We start from the raw sequence: 15,697 nt of genomic DNA on the forward strand, positions 1-15,697 counted from the left end.
TAGCCATGTTTTACACTCACCGTCTCAGTATTCAACTCCATGGAGAAACCCGGATGATCAAGTCCCGCGCCGCCGTAGCCTTCGAAGCCAAGAAGCCCCTTGAGATTGTTGAAGTGGATGTCGCCATGCCCAAGGCTGGCGAGGTGCTGTTGCGCGTGGTCGCGTCCGGTGTATGCCATACCGACGCCTACACGCTGTCGGGCGCCGACCCGGAAGGTATCTTCCCGTCGATCCTCGGCCATGAAGGTGGTGCAGTGGTTGAAGCGATCGGCGAAGGCGTGACCTCCGTAGCCGTCGGCGATCACGTGATCCCGCTGTACACCCCGGAATGCGGCCAGTGCAAATTCTGCCTGTCGGGCAAGACCAATCTTTGCCAGGCCATTCGCTCCACTCAGGGCAAAGGCTTGATGCCGGATGGCACCACGCGGTTTTCCTACAAGGGCCAGCCGATTTTCCACTACATGGGCACCTCGACTTTCTCCGAGTACACCGTGTTGCCGGAAATTTCCGTGGCCAAGATTCCTAAAGAAGCGCCACTGGAAAAAGTCTGCCTGTTGGGTTGCGGCGTCACCACCGGCATCGGCGCGGTGATCAACACCGCCAAGGTCAAGCCGGGCGACACCGTGGCCATCTTCGGTCTTGGCGGTATCGGCCTGTCGGCCGTCATCGGTGCAGTCAAGGCCAAGGCTGGCCGCATCATCGCCATTGACATCAACCCGGCCAAGTTTGAGATCGCCAAACAGTTGGGTGCGACCGACTGCATCAACCCGAAAGACTACGACCGCCCGATCCAGGACGTGATTGTCGACCTGACCGATGGCGGCGTGGACTTCTCCTTTGAATGCATCGGCAACGTTCAACTGATGCGCGCTGCCCTCGAGTGCTGCCACAAAGGTTGGGGTGAGTCGGTGATCATCGGCGTGGCCGGTGCGGGTCAGGAAATCGCCACGCGTCCCTTCCAACTGGTGACCGGTCGCGTCTGGCGCGGTTCGGCCTTCGGTGGCGTGCGCGGTCGTACTGAGCTGCCAAGCTACGTGGAAATGGCCCAGACCGGCGAGATCCCGCTGGACACCTTCATCACCCATACCATGGGCCTGGAAGACATCAACAAAGCGTTTGACCTGATGCATGAAGGCAAGAGCATTCGTACCGTCATTCATTTTTGAAGCAGCGGCAAGCGACAAGCCACACGCTGCAAGTGAGCGCGCCTTACTTGCAGCTTGGAGCTTGTAGCTTCTAGCTGGGAGCATTCCCATGACCTTGGAAAATATTTCCTGCCAGAAGAGTTTTGGTGGCTGGCATAAACGCTACAAACACAGCTCCCACGTGCTCGGCTGCGACATGACCTTCGCCGTCTACCTGCCGCCGCAAGCGGAGCAGGGCGGTAAGTTGCCGGTGCTGTACTGGCTGTCCGGTCTCACCTGCACCGATGAGAACTTCATGCAGAAGGCCGGCGCGCAGCGCATGGCCGCCGAGCTGGGGTTGATCATCGTGGCGCCGGACACCAGCCCTCGTGGGTCGGGTGTTCCGGGTGATCCCGATAACGCCTGGGATTTTGGCCTTGGCGCCGGCTTCTATCTGAATGCCACGCAGGAACCCTGGGCCAAGCACTATCGGATGCATGACTACGTGGTGAAGGAATTGCCTGCGTTGGTTGAAGCGCATTTCCCGGCGTCAGATAAGCGTGGCATCAGCGGTCACTCCATGGGTGGCCACGGTGCACTGGTGTGTGCGTTGCGCAATCCTGGGCGTTACCTGTCGGTGTCGGCGTTTTCGCCGATCAGCAACCCGATGGACTGCCCATGGGGCCAGAAGGCTTTTTCCCGCTACCTGGGCGAAGAGCGTTCGAAATGGCGCGAGTGGGATGCCTGTGTGCTGATCAGCGAGGCCGCGGAAAAGCTGCCACTGCTGGTGGACCAAGGTGATCGCGACGATTTCCTTGCCGTGCAACTCAAGCCTGAAACCCTGCAGCAAGCGGCCAAGGCAGCCAACCATCCGTTGGAACTGCGGCTGCAACCTGGCTACGACCACAGTTACTTCTTTATCGCCAGCTTCATCGAAGACCATTTGCGACACCATGGTCGTGCTTTGCTCGGTTAATGTGAGGCAAAAGTAGGTAGAATCACGCCCTGAATTAAATCGGGGCGTTTTTATATGCGTATTGGCCACGGCTACGATGTGCACCGTTTCGCTGAAGGCGATTTCATCACCCTGGGCGGCGTGCGCATTGCGCACCACCATGGGTTGCTGGCTCATTCCGACGGCGACGTTGTGTTGCATGCCTTGAGCGATGCCTTGCTCGGCGCGGCGGCGTTGGGCGATATCGGCAAGCACTTTCCGGACACCGACCCGACCTTCAAGGGCGCGGACAGCCGTGTATTGCTGCGCCATGTGGTTGGCCTGATCCATGCCAAAGGCTGGAAGGTCGGCAACGTCGACAACACCATTGTGGCCCAGGCGCCAAAAATGGCGCCCCATATTGAATCGATGCGCGCACTGATTGCCGCAGACCTGCACATTGAATTGGATCAAGTGAACGTGAAAGCTACCACCACCGAAAAGCTCGGGTTCACCGGTCGTGAAGAGGGCATCGCCGTGCACTCCGTTGCCTTGTTGCTGCGCGCATGAATGATCTGCAATTGCTGGGCCCACGGGCCTATGGCGAGGCCTTGGGCAGCGCGGTCCTGAAGGCGACCGCTGAAGACTTCCAGGTTGATGAGGTGCTGGATATCCCGCTGACCGGCGAGGGTGAGCACCTGTGGTTGTGGGTTGAGAAGCGTGGCCTCAACACAGAAGAAGCCGCGCGGCGTATCGCCAAGGCGGCCGGCGTGCCGTTGCGCACTGTCAGCTATGCCGGGCTCAAGGATCGCCAGGCGTTGACCCGCCAATGGTTCAGCGTGCAGTTGCCAGGCAAAGCCGATCCGGACATGAGCGCTGCGGAAAACGACAGCCTCAAGGTTCTCAAGACCGCCCGTCATAAACGCAAATTGCAGCGCGGCGCACATTCGGCCAATGGTTTCACCTTGCGCCTGACCCAACTGGCCGGTGATACCGCCGCCATCGACGCGCGTTTGCAAGTGATTGCACAGCAGGGCATCCCCAACTATTTCGGTGCCCAGCGTTTTGGTCACAATGGTGGCAACGTGGTTGACGCCCGCGAGTGGGCCGCACGCAAGGCTTTGCCGGAACAGCGCAACGTGCGTTCACGGCTGCTGTCGACGGCGCGCAGCTACCTGTTCAACAAGGTGCTGGCGGCGCGTGTGGCCGACGGTTCCTGGCAGCGCGCGCAGGTCGGCGACCTGTTGGCGTTTACTGACAGCCGCAGCTTTTTCCCGGCGGGGGAGGCGGAATGCAGCGACCCGCGCCTGGCCATTCTGGACCTGCACCCGACCGGGCCGCAGTGGGGGGAAGGTGACTCGCCCGCCAGTGGCGCAACCTTCGAGCTGGAACAGGCGGTCGCCGCCGGTGAAGCCGACCTGCGCGATTGGCTGGTGAATGCCGGCATGGGCCAGGAACGTCGCATTCTGCGACTGCCCATTGGCGGTTTGACGTGGCATTATCCCTCGCTGGACATTCTGCAATTGGAATTCGTCCTGCCGGCCGGATGTTTCGCCACTGTCTTGGTGCGCGAGCTTGTTGATCTGGTGCCGGTGGGGCAGACGGACAACCCATGCGTATTCTGATATCAAACGATGACGGTGCCACCGCACCCGGTCTTGCCGCGCTCTATGCTGCGCTGGAAGATTATGCCGAGTGCGTGGTGGTTGCCCCCGACCAGGACAAGAGCGGCGCCAGCAGTTCGTTGACGCTCGACCGTCCGCTGCACCCGCAGGTCCTGGCCAATGGCTTTATCAGCGTGAACGGCACGCCTACCGACTGCGTCCACCTGGCGATCAACAGCCTGTTGGATCCGCAGCCGGACCTGGTGGTGTCGGGCATCAATCTTGGCGCGAACCTGGGGGATGACGTGCTGTATTCCGGTACCGTGGCGGCAGCCCTTGAAGGGCGTTTCCTGGGGCAAACCGCGTTCGCCTTTTCGTTTGCCTCGCGCCAATTGGATAACCTGCCGACCGCGGCCTATTTCGCGCGCAAGCTGGTAGAGGCCCATGGCTCCCTGGACTTGCCGCCGCGCACGGTGCTCAACGTCAATATTCCCAACTTGCCCCTTGATCATATTCGCGGCATCCAGCTCACGCGCCTGGGCCATCGCGCCCGCGCGGCGGCGCCGTTGAAGGTAATTGATCCGCGCGGCAAGGAAGGCTATTGGATCGCTGCAGCGGGTGACGCCGAAGATGGCGGCCCGAGCACGGACTTTCATGCGGTGATGCAAGGTTATGTATCGATTACCCCATTGCAATTTGATCGCACCTTCAGTGATGCCTTCAGTGGTCTCGATGGCTGGCTGGAGGGGCTGCGCTGATGGGCCGTGAACAAGACGACTTGCTGCGCCGGGGCATCGGGATGACTTCCCAGCGTACCCGCGAACGCCTGATACAGCGCCTGTACGAAGAGGGCTTGTCCAACGCCCAGGTGCTGGAAGTGATCCGGCGCACGCCTCGCCATCTGTTTGTCGATGAAGCCCTGGCCCACCGTGCCTATGAAGACACGGCGCTGCCCATCGGCCATAACCAGACCATTTCCCAGCCTTACATGGTGGCGCGCATGAGCGAGCTGCTGCTGGCCGCGGGGCCGTTGGACAAGGTGCTGGAAATCGGTACGGGCTCCGGCTACCAGACCGCCGTGCTGGCGCAGTTGGTGGAGCGGGTGTTCTCGGTGGAGCGCATCAAGGTGCTGCAAGACCGCGCCAAGGAGCGCCTGGTGGAGTTGAACCTGCGCAACGTGGTGTTTCGCTGGGGCGATGGCTGGGAAGGTTGGCCGGCGCTGGCACCGTACAACGGCATCATTGTTACTGCAGTGGCCACCGATGTTCCGCAAGCGCTGCTCGATCAACTCGCCCCCGGTGGGCGCCTGGTGATTCCGGTCGGCTCCGGTGAAGTGCAACAATTGATGCTCATTATCCGTGAGGACGAAGGTTTTTCACGGCATGTACTGGGCGCTGTTCGTTTTGTACCGCTGCTCAATGGCCCGCTGGCCTGATCAATTTTTTCCGGCGGTGAATTCTGCTGGCGGGGATGTGTCTTACGGCGGGGTCTATTGAATCAATATCACTGGCGCGACGATTCAACACGCTGGACGATTCGTTTCAGGCGTGTGCCGGTAAAACTCCAATGCCCAGTTATACTTGCGTCATATTTCAAGCCTGATACAGGCGTTCATGTTCAGCCAGCACAAAGGGAGCGGCGGGTGAGTCTCACAGGTCTTGCGCAGCGTATGAGTAAAACAAGCTTTCATCGACTGGTGCTTGGCCTCGTCTTCAGTTCTGTGTTGGTAGGGTGCTCCAGCTCGCCAAGCGGCGGCGCGCGGGTGGTTGATCGTAATAATGCGGCACCGCAAAGGCCGACGGTAACCACCGGGCAATATGTGGTGCGAAAGGGCGATACGATGTTTTCGATCGCCTTCCGTTATGGTTGGGACTACAAGGCCCTCGCAGCGCGTAACAATATTCCTGTGCCTTACACGATACATCCGGGTCAGACGATTCGCTTCGACGGTCGCACGGGTTCAACGCCTACGGCAGTCGTGACAAAGAGTGGTTCTTCGCCGTCGTCCTCAAGCAAAACTACCGTCTTCACCCGGCCTGCCGGTACTGCGGCGCCTGCCTCTGCGAACAAGCCGGCACCCGCGCCGTTGCCACCTGCAGGGCCTTCGCCGACCGGTTGGGGATGGCCTTCAAACGGCGTGTTGATTGGAAAATTCTCTTCAAACGGTAGTTTGAATAAAGGCATTGATATCGCCGGAGATTTGGGACAGCCTGTTTTAGCTGCGTCTGATGGGACGGTTGTATACGCCGGGAGTGGTTTACGGGGCTACGGCGAGCTGATCATCATCAAGCACAGCGATACCTACGTTAGTGCTTACGGTCATAACCGTAGGCTGTTGGTTCGGGAGGGGCAGCAGGTCAAAGTCGGACAGACAATTGCCGAAATGGGGTCAACTGGTACGGACCGGGTGAAACTGCACTTTGAGATTCGCCGACAAGGGAAGCCTGTAGATCCGCTGCAATTCTTACCCCGTCGTTGATATGTTGCACAGCCTGTTCCCTCACGTAGAAGGAACAGGCTCCAGCGTTGCCAAGGATAAAGGCGCCGCTTGAGCTTGAGGTCGAACTCACCAAAGGACTATAACAATGGCTCTCAGTAAAGAAGCGCCGGAGTTTGACATCGACGATGAGGTTCTCCTTATGGAGACCGGCATTGCTACGGAATCGATGTCGAATGAGGGACCTGCTGTACCTTCAGTTCGCACCAAATCCAAGAACTCCACCGCGTTAAAGCAACACAAATACATTGACTACACGCGGGCGCTCGATGCGACCCAGTTGTATCTCAATGAAATCGGCTTTTCCCCTCTGCTTACCCCCGAAGAAGAAGTCCATTTTGCGCGCTTGTCGCAAAAGGGCGATCCGGCTGGGCGCAAGCGCATGATTGAAAGCAACCTGCGCCTGGTGGTGAAAATCGCCCGACGCTATGTCAATCGTGGGCTGTCCTTGCTGGACTTGATCGAGGAGGGCAACCTTGGCTTGATCCGGGCGGTAGAGAAATTCGACCCTGAGCGGGGCTTCCGCTTTTCGACCTATGCCACTTGGTGGATTCGTCAGACCATCGAACGGGCGATCATGAATCAGACTCGCACGATCCGGTTGCCGATCCATGTGGTCAAGGAGCTCAACGTCTACCTGCGGGCAGCGCGTGAGCTTACCCAAAAACTCGATCATGAACCTTCGCCTGAAGAAATCGCCAACCTGCTGGAAAAACCGGTAGGGGAGGTCAAGCGCATGCTTGGTCTTAACGAGCGCGTGTCTTCGGTCGACGTCTCGTTGGGTCCGGATTCGGATAAAACCCTGCTGGACACCCTGACGGATGATCGCCCTACGGATCCTTGTGAGCTGTTGCAGGACGATGATCTTTCCCAGAGCATTGACCAGTGGCTGTCTGAGCTCACGGACAAGCAGCGTGAAGTGGTGATTCGCCGCTTCGGCCTGCGTGGCCATGAGAGCAGCACCCTGGAAGACGTAGGTCTGGAGATCGGTCTGACCCGTGAGCGGGTGCGGCAGATCCAGGTGGAAGGGCTCAAGCGCTTGCGCGAGATCCTGGAGAAGAATGGCCTGTCGAGTGAGTCGTTGTTCCAGTAACGACGCCTAATGCAGCTATTAAAGCGCCCGGTGCATGAGAGTGCGCCGGGCGTTTTGCTTTCTGCTGCCGTAGCAGCTGCCGAGCCTTCGCGAGGTACCGTTAACGCTACCTCGCGAAGGCTCGACAGCTGCTACTTCACGCAGAGTCATGAGCATGAAATCCCAGGCATAAAAAAACCCCGCTTTTAAGGGCGAGGTCTTTTTGACTAAGTCAGTACAAGTTAGATAACTTGAACTTCTTCAGCTTGCATGCCTTTCTGACCGCGGGTAGCGATGAAAGAAACCTGTTGGCCTTCTTTCAGGCTTTTGAAGCCGTCGGATTGGATAGCTTTGAAGTGAACGAACAGGTCGTCACCGGATTGTGGAGTGATGAAGCCGAAGCCTTTTTCATCGTTGAACCACTTAACGGTACCAGTTTGGCGATTAGACATGGTGTAACTCCTTGAACAAAGTTAACTGCGACTCAGGAAAAGCCCTGGCCGAGACTGAGTGCAAAGAGCAGGAAAAATTCTTGGAGATGGTTGGATCGAAATTCAACATATCGTGTAGAGATTCTCAGTGACACAAGCAACACAGTGACGTCACCTTAACTGTTTTTCTCGGACGTGCCAATGATATTTCCGAAGGTTTCTCTATTTTCGTGACTGGTGGTGGTATTTCTATTCGCCTCCCACAGCTATAGGGGGCCCGGCGCCGTTGGCTACGACGTGTAAGCAACCGGCGTTTTTTTTAAGAAAAGTCCCGTGGCCTTTGAACCCCAACGCCGGCCCCGGTAAGATGCCCAACAGATTTTTCACCTCGCTATTCAGGACACCGCCATGAGCATCAAATCGGATAAGTGGATTCGCCGCATGGCGCAAGAGCACGGCATGATCGAACCGTTCGTCGAGCGGCAGATCCGCGGCCAAGGCGATGCCCCGGTGATTTCCTACGGCGTTTCCAGCTATGGATACGACGTGCGTTGTGCCGATGAATTCAAGGTGTTCACCAACATCAACTCGGCCATCGTCGATCCAAAGAACTTCGACGAAAAGAGCTTCGTCGACGTCAAGAGCGACGTGTGCATCATCCCTCCGAACTCCTTCGCCCTGGCGCGCACCGTGGAGTTCTTCCGTATCCCCCGCGACGTGCTGACCATCTGCCTGGGTAAAAGTACCTACGCGCGCTGCGGCATTATCGTCAACGTGACTCCGCTTGAGCCTGAGTGGGAAGGCCACGTGACCCTGGAATTCTCCAACACCACGACGCTACCGGCGAAAATCTACGCCAACGAAGGCGTGGCGCAGATGCTGTTCCTGCAGTCTGACGAGGCCTGTGAAGTGTCCTATAAAGACCGGGCGGGCAAGTATCAGGGCCAGCGCGGCGTCACTCTCCCACGCGCTTGATAGAAAGGTCTTACGCGTAAAGGGAATTAGTCTGAAGAAAGTGACTCTATCTAGGTGTACTGCCTCGGCGCGTGTAAAACGCGTCGAGCCACGCTTGAGGAGTACTTTATGAAGATCGACCCGCGAATCAGCGCAGAAATTGCCCGGCTTGAACCCAACCAGATTGGCGTTCTGGCCTGGTCCCTGATGGCCGACCCTGCGTATGCGGGTGGTATTCCCGGCCAGCCAGACCCGGATTCCCCGCAGCCCATTGAAGAACCGGGCTCGCCCACTGTTCCAGATGAGCCGCCTCCCGCGCCTGTAGCCTGACACCTCGTCAGCCAGTCAATGTACTGGCCAAACTTGATGGTCGCCGATGACAAATATTCGGCGGTCATTGGCCTGTTCCACGGCAAAGCCACCGGTAAACGCGCCAAACGCCGGCAGCAAGCTGACCTGCGTCCCGATCTGAAAGCACGGTAGGCGCAAACTTTGCCGTCCCTTGCCGCGCAAGCGATACACAGGATGCACGTGCCCTGCCAATACATGGTGGGTCGCATGGGCATCCGGTTCGTGTTGGAGTGCAAACGGGGCCATCAGCAGCGGCTGCGCAACAACCTCTATCCTCAGATCCGCAGGCGGGTCACCCGCACGTTTATCGTGATTGCCTCGAATCAAGGTCATAGGCAGGTCAGGATGGCGTGCTCGCCAGGTTCTCAGTGCGCTCAGCGTGCCGCTGGCATGAGAGCCTGGACCGTGCAGGAAATCACCTAGAAAGATCATCTGTGCACACGGTAGCGTCGATAGCAACCGATCCAGTCGTTGCAAATTCTCGGTCGTGGTTCCCTGCGGCACCGGTTGCCCCAGGCTTCGATACGCCGACGCCTTGCCGAAATGCGCATCTGCAATCAACAGGCACTGACGCGCAGGCCAATAGACGGCCTTGTCTGCCAGCAACCACAAATCTTCTCCCTCTAGCATTACCGAACAAACCATCAGCGCTTCCCGTTATCCGCGACTTTTTCCAGGTCCTTGACCATCCGCGCAATGCGCTCAGAGAGTTTTTCCGAACTCATGCTTTCGCGCATCCGCTCAACCAGCAGGGGAAAGGCCAGCGGCGTAGGCCGTTCGATCTCATGCAGGTCCAGTTTCAGCGCCGACAGATGACGTAATGTCTCTTCTAGCCGGCGAATATCCAACTCATCACGCAGGACTTCTTCCCCCGCCTGGGTCAGCAGCAGGTTCTGCGGGTCATATTGCTTGAACACCTCAAAGAACAACCCGCTGGACGCCTGCACCTGTCGGGTACTTTTCGGCGCGCCAGGGTAACCGGCGAACACCAGCCCGGCGATCCGTGCGATTTCACGGAAACGGCGCAGGGCCAGCTCCCCGGCATTCAGGCTGGCCACCACATCATCCAGCAGGTTTTCAGAACTCAGCAGCGCGTCGTTCAACAGCGCCGGCCAATCCAATTGGGTGGCGCTCAACAACTCCAGCCCGTAATCATTCACCGCAATGGAGAAGGTGACCGGCTGCCCTCGGCTGACCCGCCACGCCAACACACTCGCCAGCCCCAGGTGCACCTGGCGTCCGGCGAAGGGGTAGAGGAACAGGTGCCATCCCTCCCTCGATTTCAGGGCTTCAGCCAGCAAATGCGCGCGCGTCGGCAAGCCGGACCAGCGCAACTGTGTTTGCAAGAGGGTTTGCACCGCCTGCATCTCCGGCCCTTCGAAGTGTCCCTGTGCCGCTTCATCCAAGCGCACGACGACGGCCTGGGCCAGCTCATTGGAAAGCGGCATGCGCCCACCATTCCAGCGCGGCACAGCGGCTTTTTTCGCGGTGCTGCGGCGTACATAGGCGGTCATGTTTTCGACCCGCACCAGCTCCAGCAAGCGCCCGGCGAACAGGAAACCATCACCCGGCTTGAGCCGCGCAATAAAACCTTCCTCGACGCTGCCGAGGTTTTTGCCGCCGCCGCCCTTGCTCCAGAACTTCAATTGGATGCTCGCGTCACTGACGATGGTGCCGACGCTCATGCGATGCCGACGTGCCAGCCTTGCGTCCGGGACGCGCCAGATGCCGTGCTCGTCCGGCTCGACACGACGGTAATCCGGATAAGCCGTCAACGAAAGGCCACCATGGCGCACAAATCCCAGCGCCCAGGCCCAGTCTTCATCCGTCAGATCGCGATAAGCCCAGGCGCCGCGTACCTCGGCCAGCAGCGCTTGCGGTGTAAAGCCACCGCCCAATGCCATGCTGACAAGATGCTGGACGAGTACATCCAACGATTTGTGCGGCGACTCGCGCGCTTCAATGCGCCGCTGCGCAATCGCATCCTGCGCCGCTGCGGCCTCCACCAACTCCAGGCTATGAGTCGGCACCAATGTCACCCGCGAGGGCCGCCCCGGCGCGTGTCCCGAGCGACCCGCGCGTTGCATCAGGCGGGCCACGCCTTTGGCCGAGCCGATCTGCAGTACGCGCTCCACCGGCAGGAAATCCACCCCCAGGTCCAGGCTTGACGTACACACTACCGCCTTGAGCTGGCCGTCTTTCAACGCCCGCTCCACCCAGTCACGGGTCTCTCGCGACAGCGAACCATGGTGCAGGGCAATCACCCCGGCCCAATCGGGACGGGCATCAAGCAATGCCTGGTACCAGATTTCCGATTGCGCTCGCGTGTTGGTAAAGACCAGGCAACTGCTGCTGCTTTCCACCTCGGCCACCACTTGGGGCAGCATCTTCAAGCCGATATGCCCGGCCCAGGGAAAACGTTCTGTAACGGGTGGCAATAACGTGTCGATGATCAACTGCTTGGTCGTTAGCCCCTGCACATTGATCCCGTCACCCTGTGGGACCAGTACTTCCAACGCGTGAGACTGATTACCCAAAGTTGCCGAAATACCCCACACCATCAACTCTGGATGCCAGCGCCGCAAGCGTGCCAGCGCCAGTTGCAGTTGCACGCCGCGTTTATTACCGATCAGTTCGTGCCACTCATCCACGACCACCATACGCAGGCTTCCCAGGCTGGCTTCGCTATCGGCGCGGGCGAGCATTAACGTCAGGCTTTCCGGAGTGGTGACCAGTGCGGTGGGCAAGCGGCGGGTCTGCCGTGCGCGTTCGCTGCTGCTGGTATCGCCGGTGCGCAGGCCGACACGCCAGGGAATCTGTAACGCCTCGAGCGGCGCTTCAAGAGCGCGGGCGGTGTCGGCGGCCAACGCACGCATGGGCGTGATCCACAGCACCGTCAGCGGTTCAACCGGCGGTTTGCGTTTACCGGTTGCCGCTGGGCGCGTGATGGCGAAGCGATTGAGCGCGGCAAACCACAGTGCATAGGTTTTACCGGCGCCGGTGCTGGCGTGCAGCAAACCCGATCGGCCTTCCTTGACCGCCGCCCAGACTTCTTTTTGAAAGGCGAACGGCTTCCAGCCTTTGGCGGTGAACCATTGCCGGGCGAAGTCGAGAGGTTTTGCCATGCGGGCGCTGACGCTCTGAAGGGCTTATTGCACAGACCCTTAACGCCTGCCAAAGGTTTAACCGGGTGCAGCACGACAGTAATGCAATTGGTAGGTATTGGCCTGGGCCACTGCGTTGCAGGTCAAGGTAGGCGGCAGCGGTTGCTGGTTGTTTTTGCGTCGGACCAGGTAAAAGTCTTTCGACAGCGGCAGTTGTTGTGGGCTTTTGGTGTGCCGTGCCCAGCCGCGGCTATAGAACTCGGCCGAATAGGAGCGTGAGCCCAGGTAGATCAAGTCGCCGGGCGCAGCGGCTTGTTGCGCTTTCCAGAGCGCAACCATGTTTTTCTGGTTTTGTGGGCGGTCGGCAACCTCGCCGCTGATGATCAAGATGTAGCCCAGTAGTGGCAAGGCCAACGCCATGGCTGCGATGACGGTACCGCGTATTTTGCGGCACAGCACCTCAGCCAGTAATAACGCCCAGGCTGGCAGCGCGGGCAGTACGTAGGTCCAGAGAATGTTGGTGGACATGGTAAAGAACAAGGGCGCTGAAACAGCCCACCCCAGTACAAAGATCAAGTACTCCCGCTGACCTTCAAATTGCCCGCGCAGCTTGACCAGCATCGGTAAAAACAGCGCCCAGGGCAAAAGCCCGCCCAGCAGGTGCCCCCAAATCATCGCCAAGGGTTGCGCATGCGGGCTGCCGTATAGATCGCCTTGCCATTTGCTGATGACGTAGCGACTGAAATGTTCGCCGACGATGAAGTACTCCAGAAAACCCGGGGTTTTCAGTTCGGCCAGCCAATACCAGGGCATGGCCACGGCGAGCATCAGTGCCAACCCCGGCAACCATGGCAGCCCCAGCAATCGCCGCCAATGGCCGGTAAGCGCCAGCCAGATTGACGCGGGCATCGCCAGCAACACAAGCGCCAGCGGGCCTTTTGCGAGCAGGCCCAGGCCAATCCCGAGAAATCCCGCCATGGCCCACCTGCGGTCACCGTGCATCAAACCGCGCCACACGCCCAGGTGGGCGAGCAAAAGGGCGAACGCCAATGCGCCGTCGGTCAACACAGCACCGCTGGAAAGGAACCCGAGTGTGCAAGTCGAGTAGATAATCGCTGCCGTCAGCCCGACTCGCAGGCTGCGCTCGCGGCAGGCGAAGTGCACGATCAGCGCGCAGCTGGCGACATGCAGCAGCCAGGTTGAAAAACGGCTGGAGAACTCGTTGATGCCGAACACTTTCATGCTCAGGGCCTGTAGCCAGAATGACAAAGGCGGCTTGCCCCAGAACGGCACACCGTGATCGAACATCGGCGTGATCCAGTCATTGGAAACGAGCATTTTTCGGGCGATTTCGGCATAGCGGGCCTCCGAGGTATCCATGATTGGATAGAGCCCGAGTGTGACCAGGCGCGCCAGCAGCACCGTGAACAGGATGCCCCAGAGCAAACGCATGGACGCGGAATGATTCATGCCGTCAGCCTTTATGAAGGGATTCAAGATTGATCGCGCTTATGCAGGGAGTGGGGCCTGGGGCTCACCACCGTCAGCACCCGACCGACATACTCGCCGACCACGGCGGTACCCAGGCACAACAACAGAATCGATTGCACCAGCAGATGCGCATGGGTCAGTTCACCGAATGTCGCGGTGACTGCAACCCACAATGAGCCAACCAGAAAGCTCATGGCACTCAAGTAGCTGTACAGGCGCAGCGGGCGAGTAGAGAAAGCAAGAATCGAGTCCGCACACAGGTCCAGCAATGACAACGGCGTCCACTTGGCTGTGCCCGCTTGGCGTGGCTTGCGGTCGTAGTTCACTTCGGTACTTGGGTAGCCGAGCCAACTGACCAGCAGTTTCAATACGCCGGCGTTGTCGTCCATGGCGCGAATGGCTGCGAGAGCGTTGGGCCCTATCAGTCTGAAATCACTGACTTGCTGGGGGACTTCGAAATCGTCGATCAGTTGGTCCAGCGTGGCGTAATAGAGCCTTGCGGCCGTGCGTTTTATCCAGGAATCGCAGTGCCGCGAACGTCGCTGCATGTTCACGACCTCATAGCCCTTGTGCCATTCCTGCACCATGAGCGGGATCAACTCCGGTGGGTCTTGCAGGTCGCAGTCCATGATGATTACTGCGCCGCCGTCTATGTCGTTGATGCCTGCGCGCATGGCCGCTTCTTTGCCGAAGTTGCGACTCAAGTGCAGACACCTGACACGCGGGTCCTGAGAAAATTGATCGATCATAGCCGCTGTCTGGTCTTGACTGCCGTCATTGATGTAGAACACTTCAGTGCGGATTTTTACGCGGTCAATGATGGCCATCAGGCGCGAATGGAATTGAATTATTACGCACTGCTCGTTAAAGCAAGGCACCAGTATTGTAAGTTTCGTGGCAGGCAAGGGCTCACTGAAGAGGTTCGCGTTTGCTGTCATGTTTGAATACCCAGAGGTAATTAATCGTAAAACCTTGAAGGGTCACGGCTACCATTGTCATGAGCTGTGAAAGTTGTGCAGGTACGCCCCAGTGGATCAGTAGCGTGACAATAAGCGTGCTAGATAAAACCTGACGGGTGGCCGTTATGAAAAATCGCCCTCTATTGCAGTCTCGCTGTCCAAATACCCAATGCCTGGACAGGCAATAGGCGACCAGCGCCCCCGCAACGGCTGCATAAAAAGCGGATGGTGTTGGGCCGTAGTAAGGCAGCACGCAGACGAACACTACCAAATGCACCAGTGTCGCGAAGAAGCCTGCGCCCAGATAACGGATGAACAATCGAAGTAATTTTTGCATGACAAGAATGTATAAGATGAAGTGTGAATCAAATGTAACGTCGCGAAACGATATTTGCTGTCGGGTTTTATCTGTTTGCTGAAGGGATGTTCTTAGTTGCTTGTAAGAATTTGGAGTTTGTCCTGATGGAAATATTACTAGTTGAAGATGATCATGCGTTGGCGGGTTCGTTGGGGGATTATCTCGGTGAATTTGGTTTCGATGTAGATTTCGCCCGCGATGGGCGAAGTTGCCTGGAGCGTGTCCAGCACCATGAATACGACCTCATCGTCATGGATGTGGCAATGCCTCGCATGAGTGGTTTTGACACCTGTCGCCAGTTGCGGTGCGAGCAGAACCACACGCCCGTTATATTCCTGACGGCACGCGACGCACTGCCCGATAAACAAGAGGGTTACGACGCAGGCGGCGACGATTACCTGGTCAAACCCTTTGAGCCTCAAGAGTTGCTATGGCGTATCCGCGCGCTGATCCGCCGGGGCTCCCCGCGCCAGCCACGCGGTGTCAAACAACTGGGCGACCTGGTGATTGATCCGGTCTCGCAGGCGTTGCGTCACAACGGCGTCATGACGGTGTTGCCCGCCCTCCAATTCACCTTGCTGAACCTGCTTGCCGATGGGGCACCGGAGCCCGTCAGCCGGCGCAAACTGGAGGCCGCGTTGTGGCCAGAGGGTGATCCGCCAGACAGTGATGCACTGCGCACGTATATCTACCGGCTGCGCCAAGCCCTGGGCAAGCCATACGGTAACGAACTGATCCGCACGGTTCACGGTAAGGGCTATCGTCTTGCGATTCCTTACTGATTCCTTTTTTGCGCGAATCCTCTCTGCACTGCTGCC

General features: G+C 58.6%; 17 protein-coding genes. 11 read left to right on the forward strand and 6 right to left on the reverse strand.

The annotated features are described in order from the left end of the window. The first annotated feature begins 53 nt into the window (after positions 1 to 53). From AACY08_RS11255 to rpoS, 8 genes are all read left to right on the forward strand, one after another. Complete coding sequence (locus tag AACY08_RS11255; protein WP_065880066.1) at positions 54 to 1,166, forward strand: S-(hydroxymethyl)glutathione dehydrogenase/class III alcohol dehydrogenase; 1,113 nt, start codon at positions 54 to 56, stop codon at positions 1,164 to 1,166. 88 nt (positions 1,167 to 1,254) lie between these two features. Continuing rightward, positions 1,255 to 2,100 (forward strand): S-formylglutathione hydrolase, encoded by an 846-nt coding sequence (fghA, locus tag AACY08_RS11260; RefSeq protein WP_445262025.1) that lies wholly within the window; start codon positions 1,255 to 1,257, stop codon positions 2,098 to 2,100. 54 nt (positions 2,101 to 2,154) lie between these two features. Beyond that, positions 2,155 to 2,628, forward strand: a complete 474-nt coding sequence (gene ispF / locus AACY08_RS11265) for a 2-C-methyl-D-erythritol 2,4-cyclodiphosphate synthase (RefSeq protein ID WP_025855145.1) — start codon at positions 2,155 to 2,157, stop codon at positions 2,626 to 2,628. Beyond that, positions 2,625 to 3,683 carry a tRNA pseudouridine(13) synthase TruD gene (gene truD, locus AACY08_RS11270; RefSeq protein WP_339469478.1) on the forward strand — a complete coding sequence of 353 codons (1,059 nt, stop codon included), beginning with the start codon at positions 2,625 to 2,627 and terminating at the stop codon, positions 3,681 to 3,683. Before ispF ends, truD begins: the two co-directional genes overlap by 4 nt. Then, positions 3,671 to 4,420, forward strand: coding sequence for a 5'/3'-nucleotidase SurE (gene surE, locus AACY08_RS11275; RefSeq protein ID WP_339469479.1), 750 nt, complete (start codon positions 3,671 to 3,673; stop codon positions 4,418 to 4,420). The genes truD and surE overlap by 13 nt, the downstream gene beginning before the upstream one ends. Positions 4,421 to 4,461: 41 nt before the next feature. Beyond that, the gene (locus AACY08_RS11280) at positions 4,462 to 5,097 is read left to right on the forward strand and encodes a protein-L-isoaspartate(D-aspartate) O-methyltransferase (protein ID WP_010563544.1); all 636 of its coding nucleotides are present in this window, start codon (positions 4,462 to 4,464) and stop codon (positions 5,095 to 5,097) included. A 207-nt stretch (positions 5,098 to 5,304) separates the two neighbouring features. After that, the gene (locus AACY08_RS11285; protein ID WP_339418297.1) at positions 5,305 to 6,141 is read left to right on the forward strand and encodes a peptidoglycan DD-metalloendopeptidase family protein; all 837 of its coding nucleotides are present in this window, start codon (positions 5,305 to 5,307) and stop codon (positions 6,139 to 6,141) included. A 106-nt stretch (positions 6,142 to 6,247) separates the two neighbouring features. Beyond that, positions 6,248 to 7,252, forward strand: a complete 1,005-nt coding sequence (gene rpoS, locus AACY08_RS11290) for an RNA polymerase sigma factor RpoS (RefSeq protein WP_025855149.1) — start codon at positions 6,248 to 6,250, stop codon at positions 7,250 to 7,252. 221 nt (positions 7,253 to 7,473) lie between these two features. Here rpoS and AACY08_RS11295 read toward each other — a convergent pair whose 3' ends face one another. Next, positions 7,474 to 7,683 (reverse strand): cold-shock protein, encoded by a 210-nt coding sequence (locus tag AACY08_RS11295; RefSeq protein ID WP_002554837.1) that lies wholly within the window; start codon positions 7,681 to 7,683, stop codon positions 7,474 to 7,476. 387 nt (positions 7,684 to 8,070) lie between these two features. Here AACY08_RS11295 and dcd point away from each other — a divergent pair, with 387 nt between their 5' ends. Further along, positions 8,071 to 8,637 carry a dCTP deaminase gene (dcd, locus tag AACY08_RS11300; RefSeq protein ID WP_010212421.1) on the forward strand — a complete coding sequence of 189 codons (567 nt, stop codon included), beginning with the start codon at positions 8,071 to 8,073 and terminating at the stop codon, positions 8,635 to 8,637. Between the two features lie 108 nt (positions 8,638 to 8,745). After that, positions 8,746 to 8,946: a hypothetical protein gene (locus AACY08_RS11305; protein ID WP_049709645.1), complete on the forward strand. Its 201-nt coding sequence runs from the start codon at positions 8,746 to 8,748 to the stop codon at positions 8,944 to 8,946. A gap of 15 nt (positions 8,947 to 8,961) precedes the next feature. On the opposite strand, the gene pdeM is transcribed toward AACY08_RS11305, so the two are convergent. The 5 genes from pdeM to AACY08_RS11330 are packed head-to-tail and all read right to left on the reverse strand — an operon-like array spanning position 8,962 to position 14,858. After that, entirely contained in the window at positions 8,962 to 9,612 is a 651-nt protein-coding gene (pdeM, locus tag AACY08_RS11310) for a ligase-associated DNA damage response endonuclease PdeM (RefSeq protein WP_339469480.1), read from the reverse strand. Next, positions 9,612 to 12,092 (reverse strand): ligase-associated DNA damage response DEXH box helicase, encoded by a 2,481-nt coding sequence (locus AACY08_RS11315; RefSeq protein WP_339469481.1) that lies wholly within the window; start codon positions 12,090 to 12,092, stop codon positions 9,612 to 9,614. The genes pdeM and AACY08_RS11315 overlap by 1 nt, the downstream gene beginning before the upstream one ends. Before the next feature lie 57 nt (positions 12,093 to 12,149). Beyond that, positions 12,150 to 13,541 (reverse strand): ArnT family glycosyltransferase, encoded by a 1,392-nt coding sequence (locus tag AACY08_RS11320; protein WP_339469482.1) that lies wholly within the window; start codon positions 13,539 to 13,541, stop codon positions 12,150 to 12,152. 23 nt (positions 13,542 to 13,564) lie between these two features. Then, positions 13,565 to 14,500, reverse strand: a complete 936-nt coding sequence (locus AACY08_RS11325; protein ID WP_339469483.1) for a glycosyltransferase family 2 protein — start codon at positions 14,498 to 14,500, stop codon at positions 13,565 to 13,567. Continuing rightward, complete coding sequence (locus AACY08_RS11330) at positions 14,472 to 14,858, reverse strand: GtrA family protein (RefSeq protein ID WP_339469484.1); 387 nt, start codon at positions 14,856 to 14,858, stop codon at positions 14,472 to 14,474. The genes AACY08_RS11325 and AACY08_RS11330 overlap by 29 nt, the downstream gene beginning before the upstream one ends. Positions 14,859 to 14,983: 125 nt before the next feature. Between AACY08_RS11330 and AACY08_RS11335 the strand changes: the two genes are divergently transcribed. Continuing rightward, positions 14,984 to 15,661, forward strand: coding sequence for a response regulator transcription factor (locus AACY08_RS11335; RefSeq protein WP_339418109.1), 678 nt, complete (start codon positions 14,984 to 14,986; stop codon positions 15,659 to 15,661). Positions 15,662 to 15,697 lie beyond the last annotated feature (36 nt).

Origin of the sequence: Pseudomonas sp. EL_65y_Pfl1_R83, from assembly GCF_963970695.1 — a bacterium.
GTDB classification, from domain to species: domain Bacteria; phylum Pseudomonadota; class Gammaproteobacteria; order Pseudomonadales; family Pseudomonadaceae; genus Aquipseudomonas; species Aquipseudomonas tritici.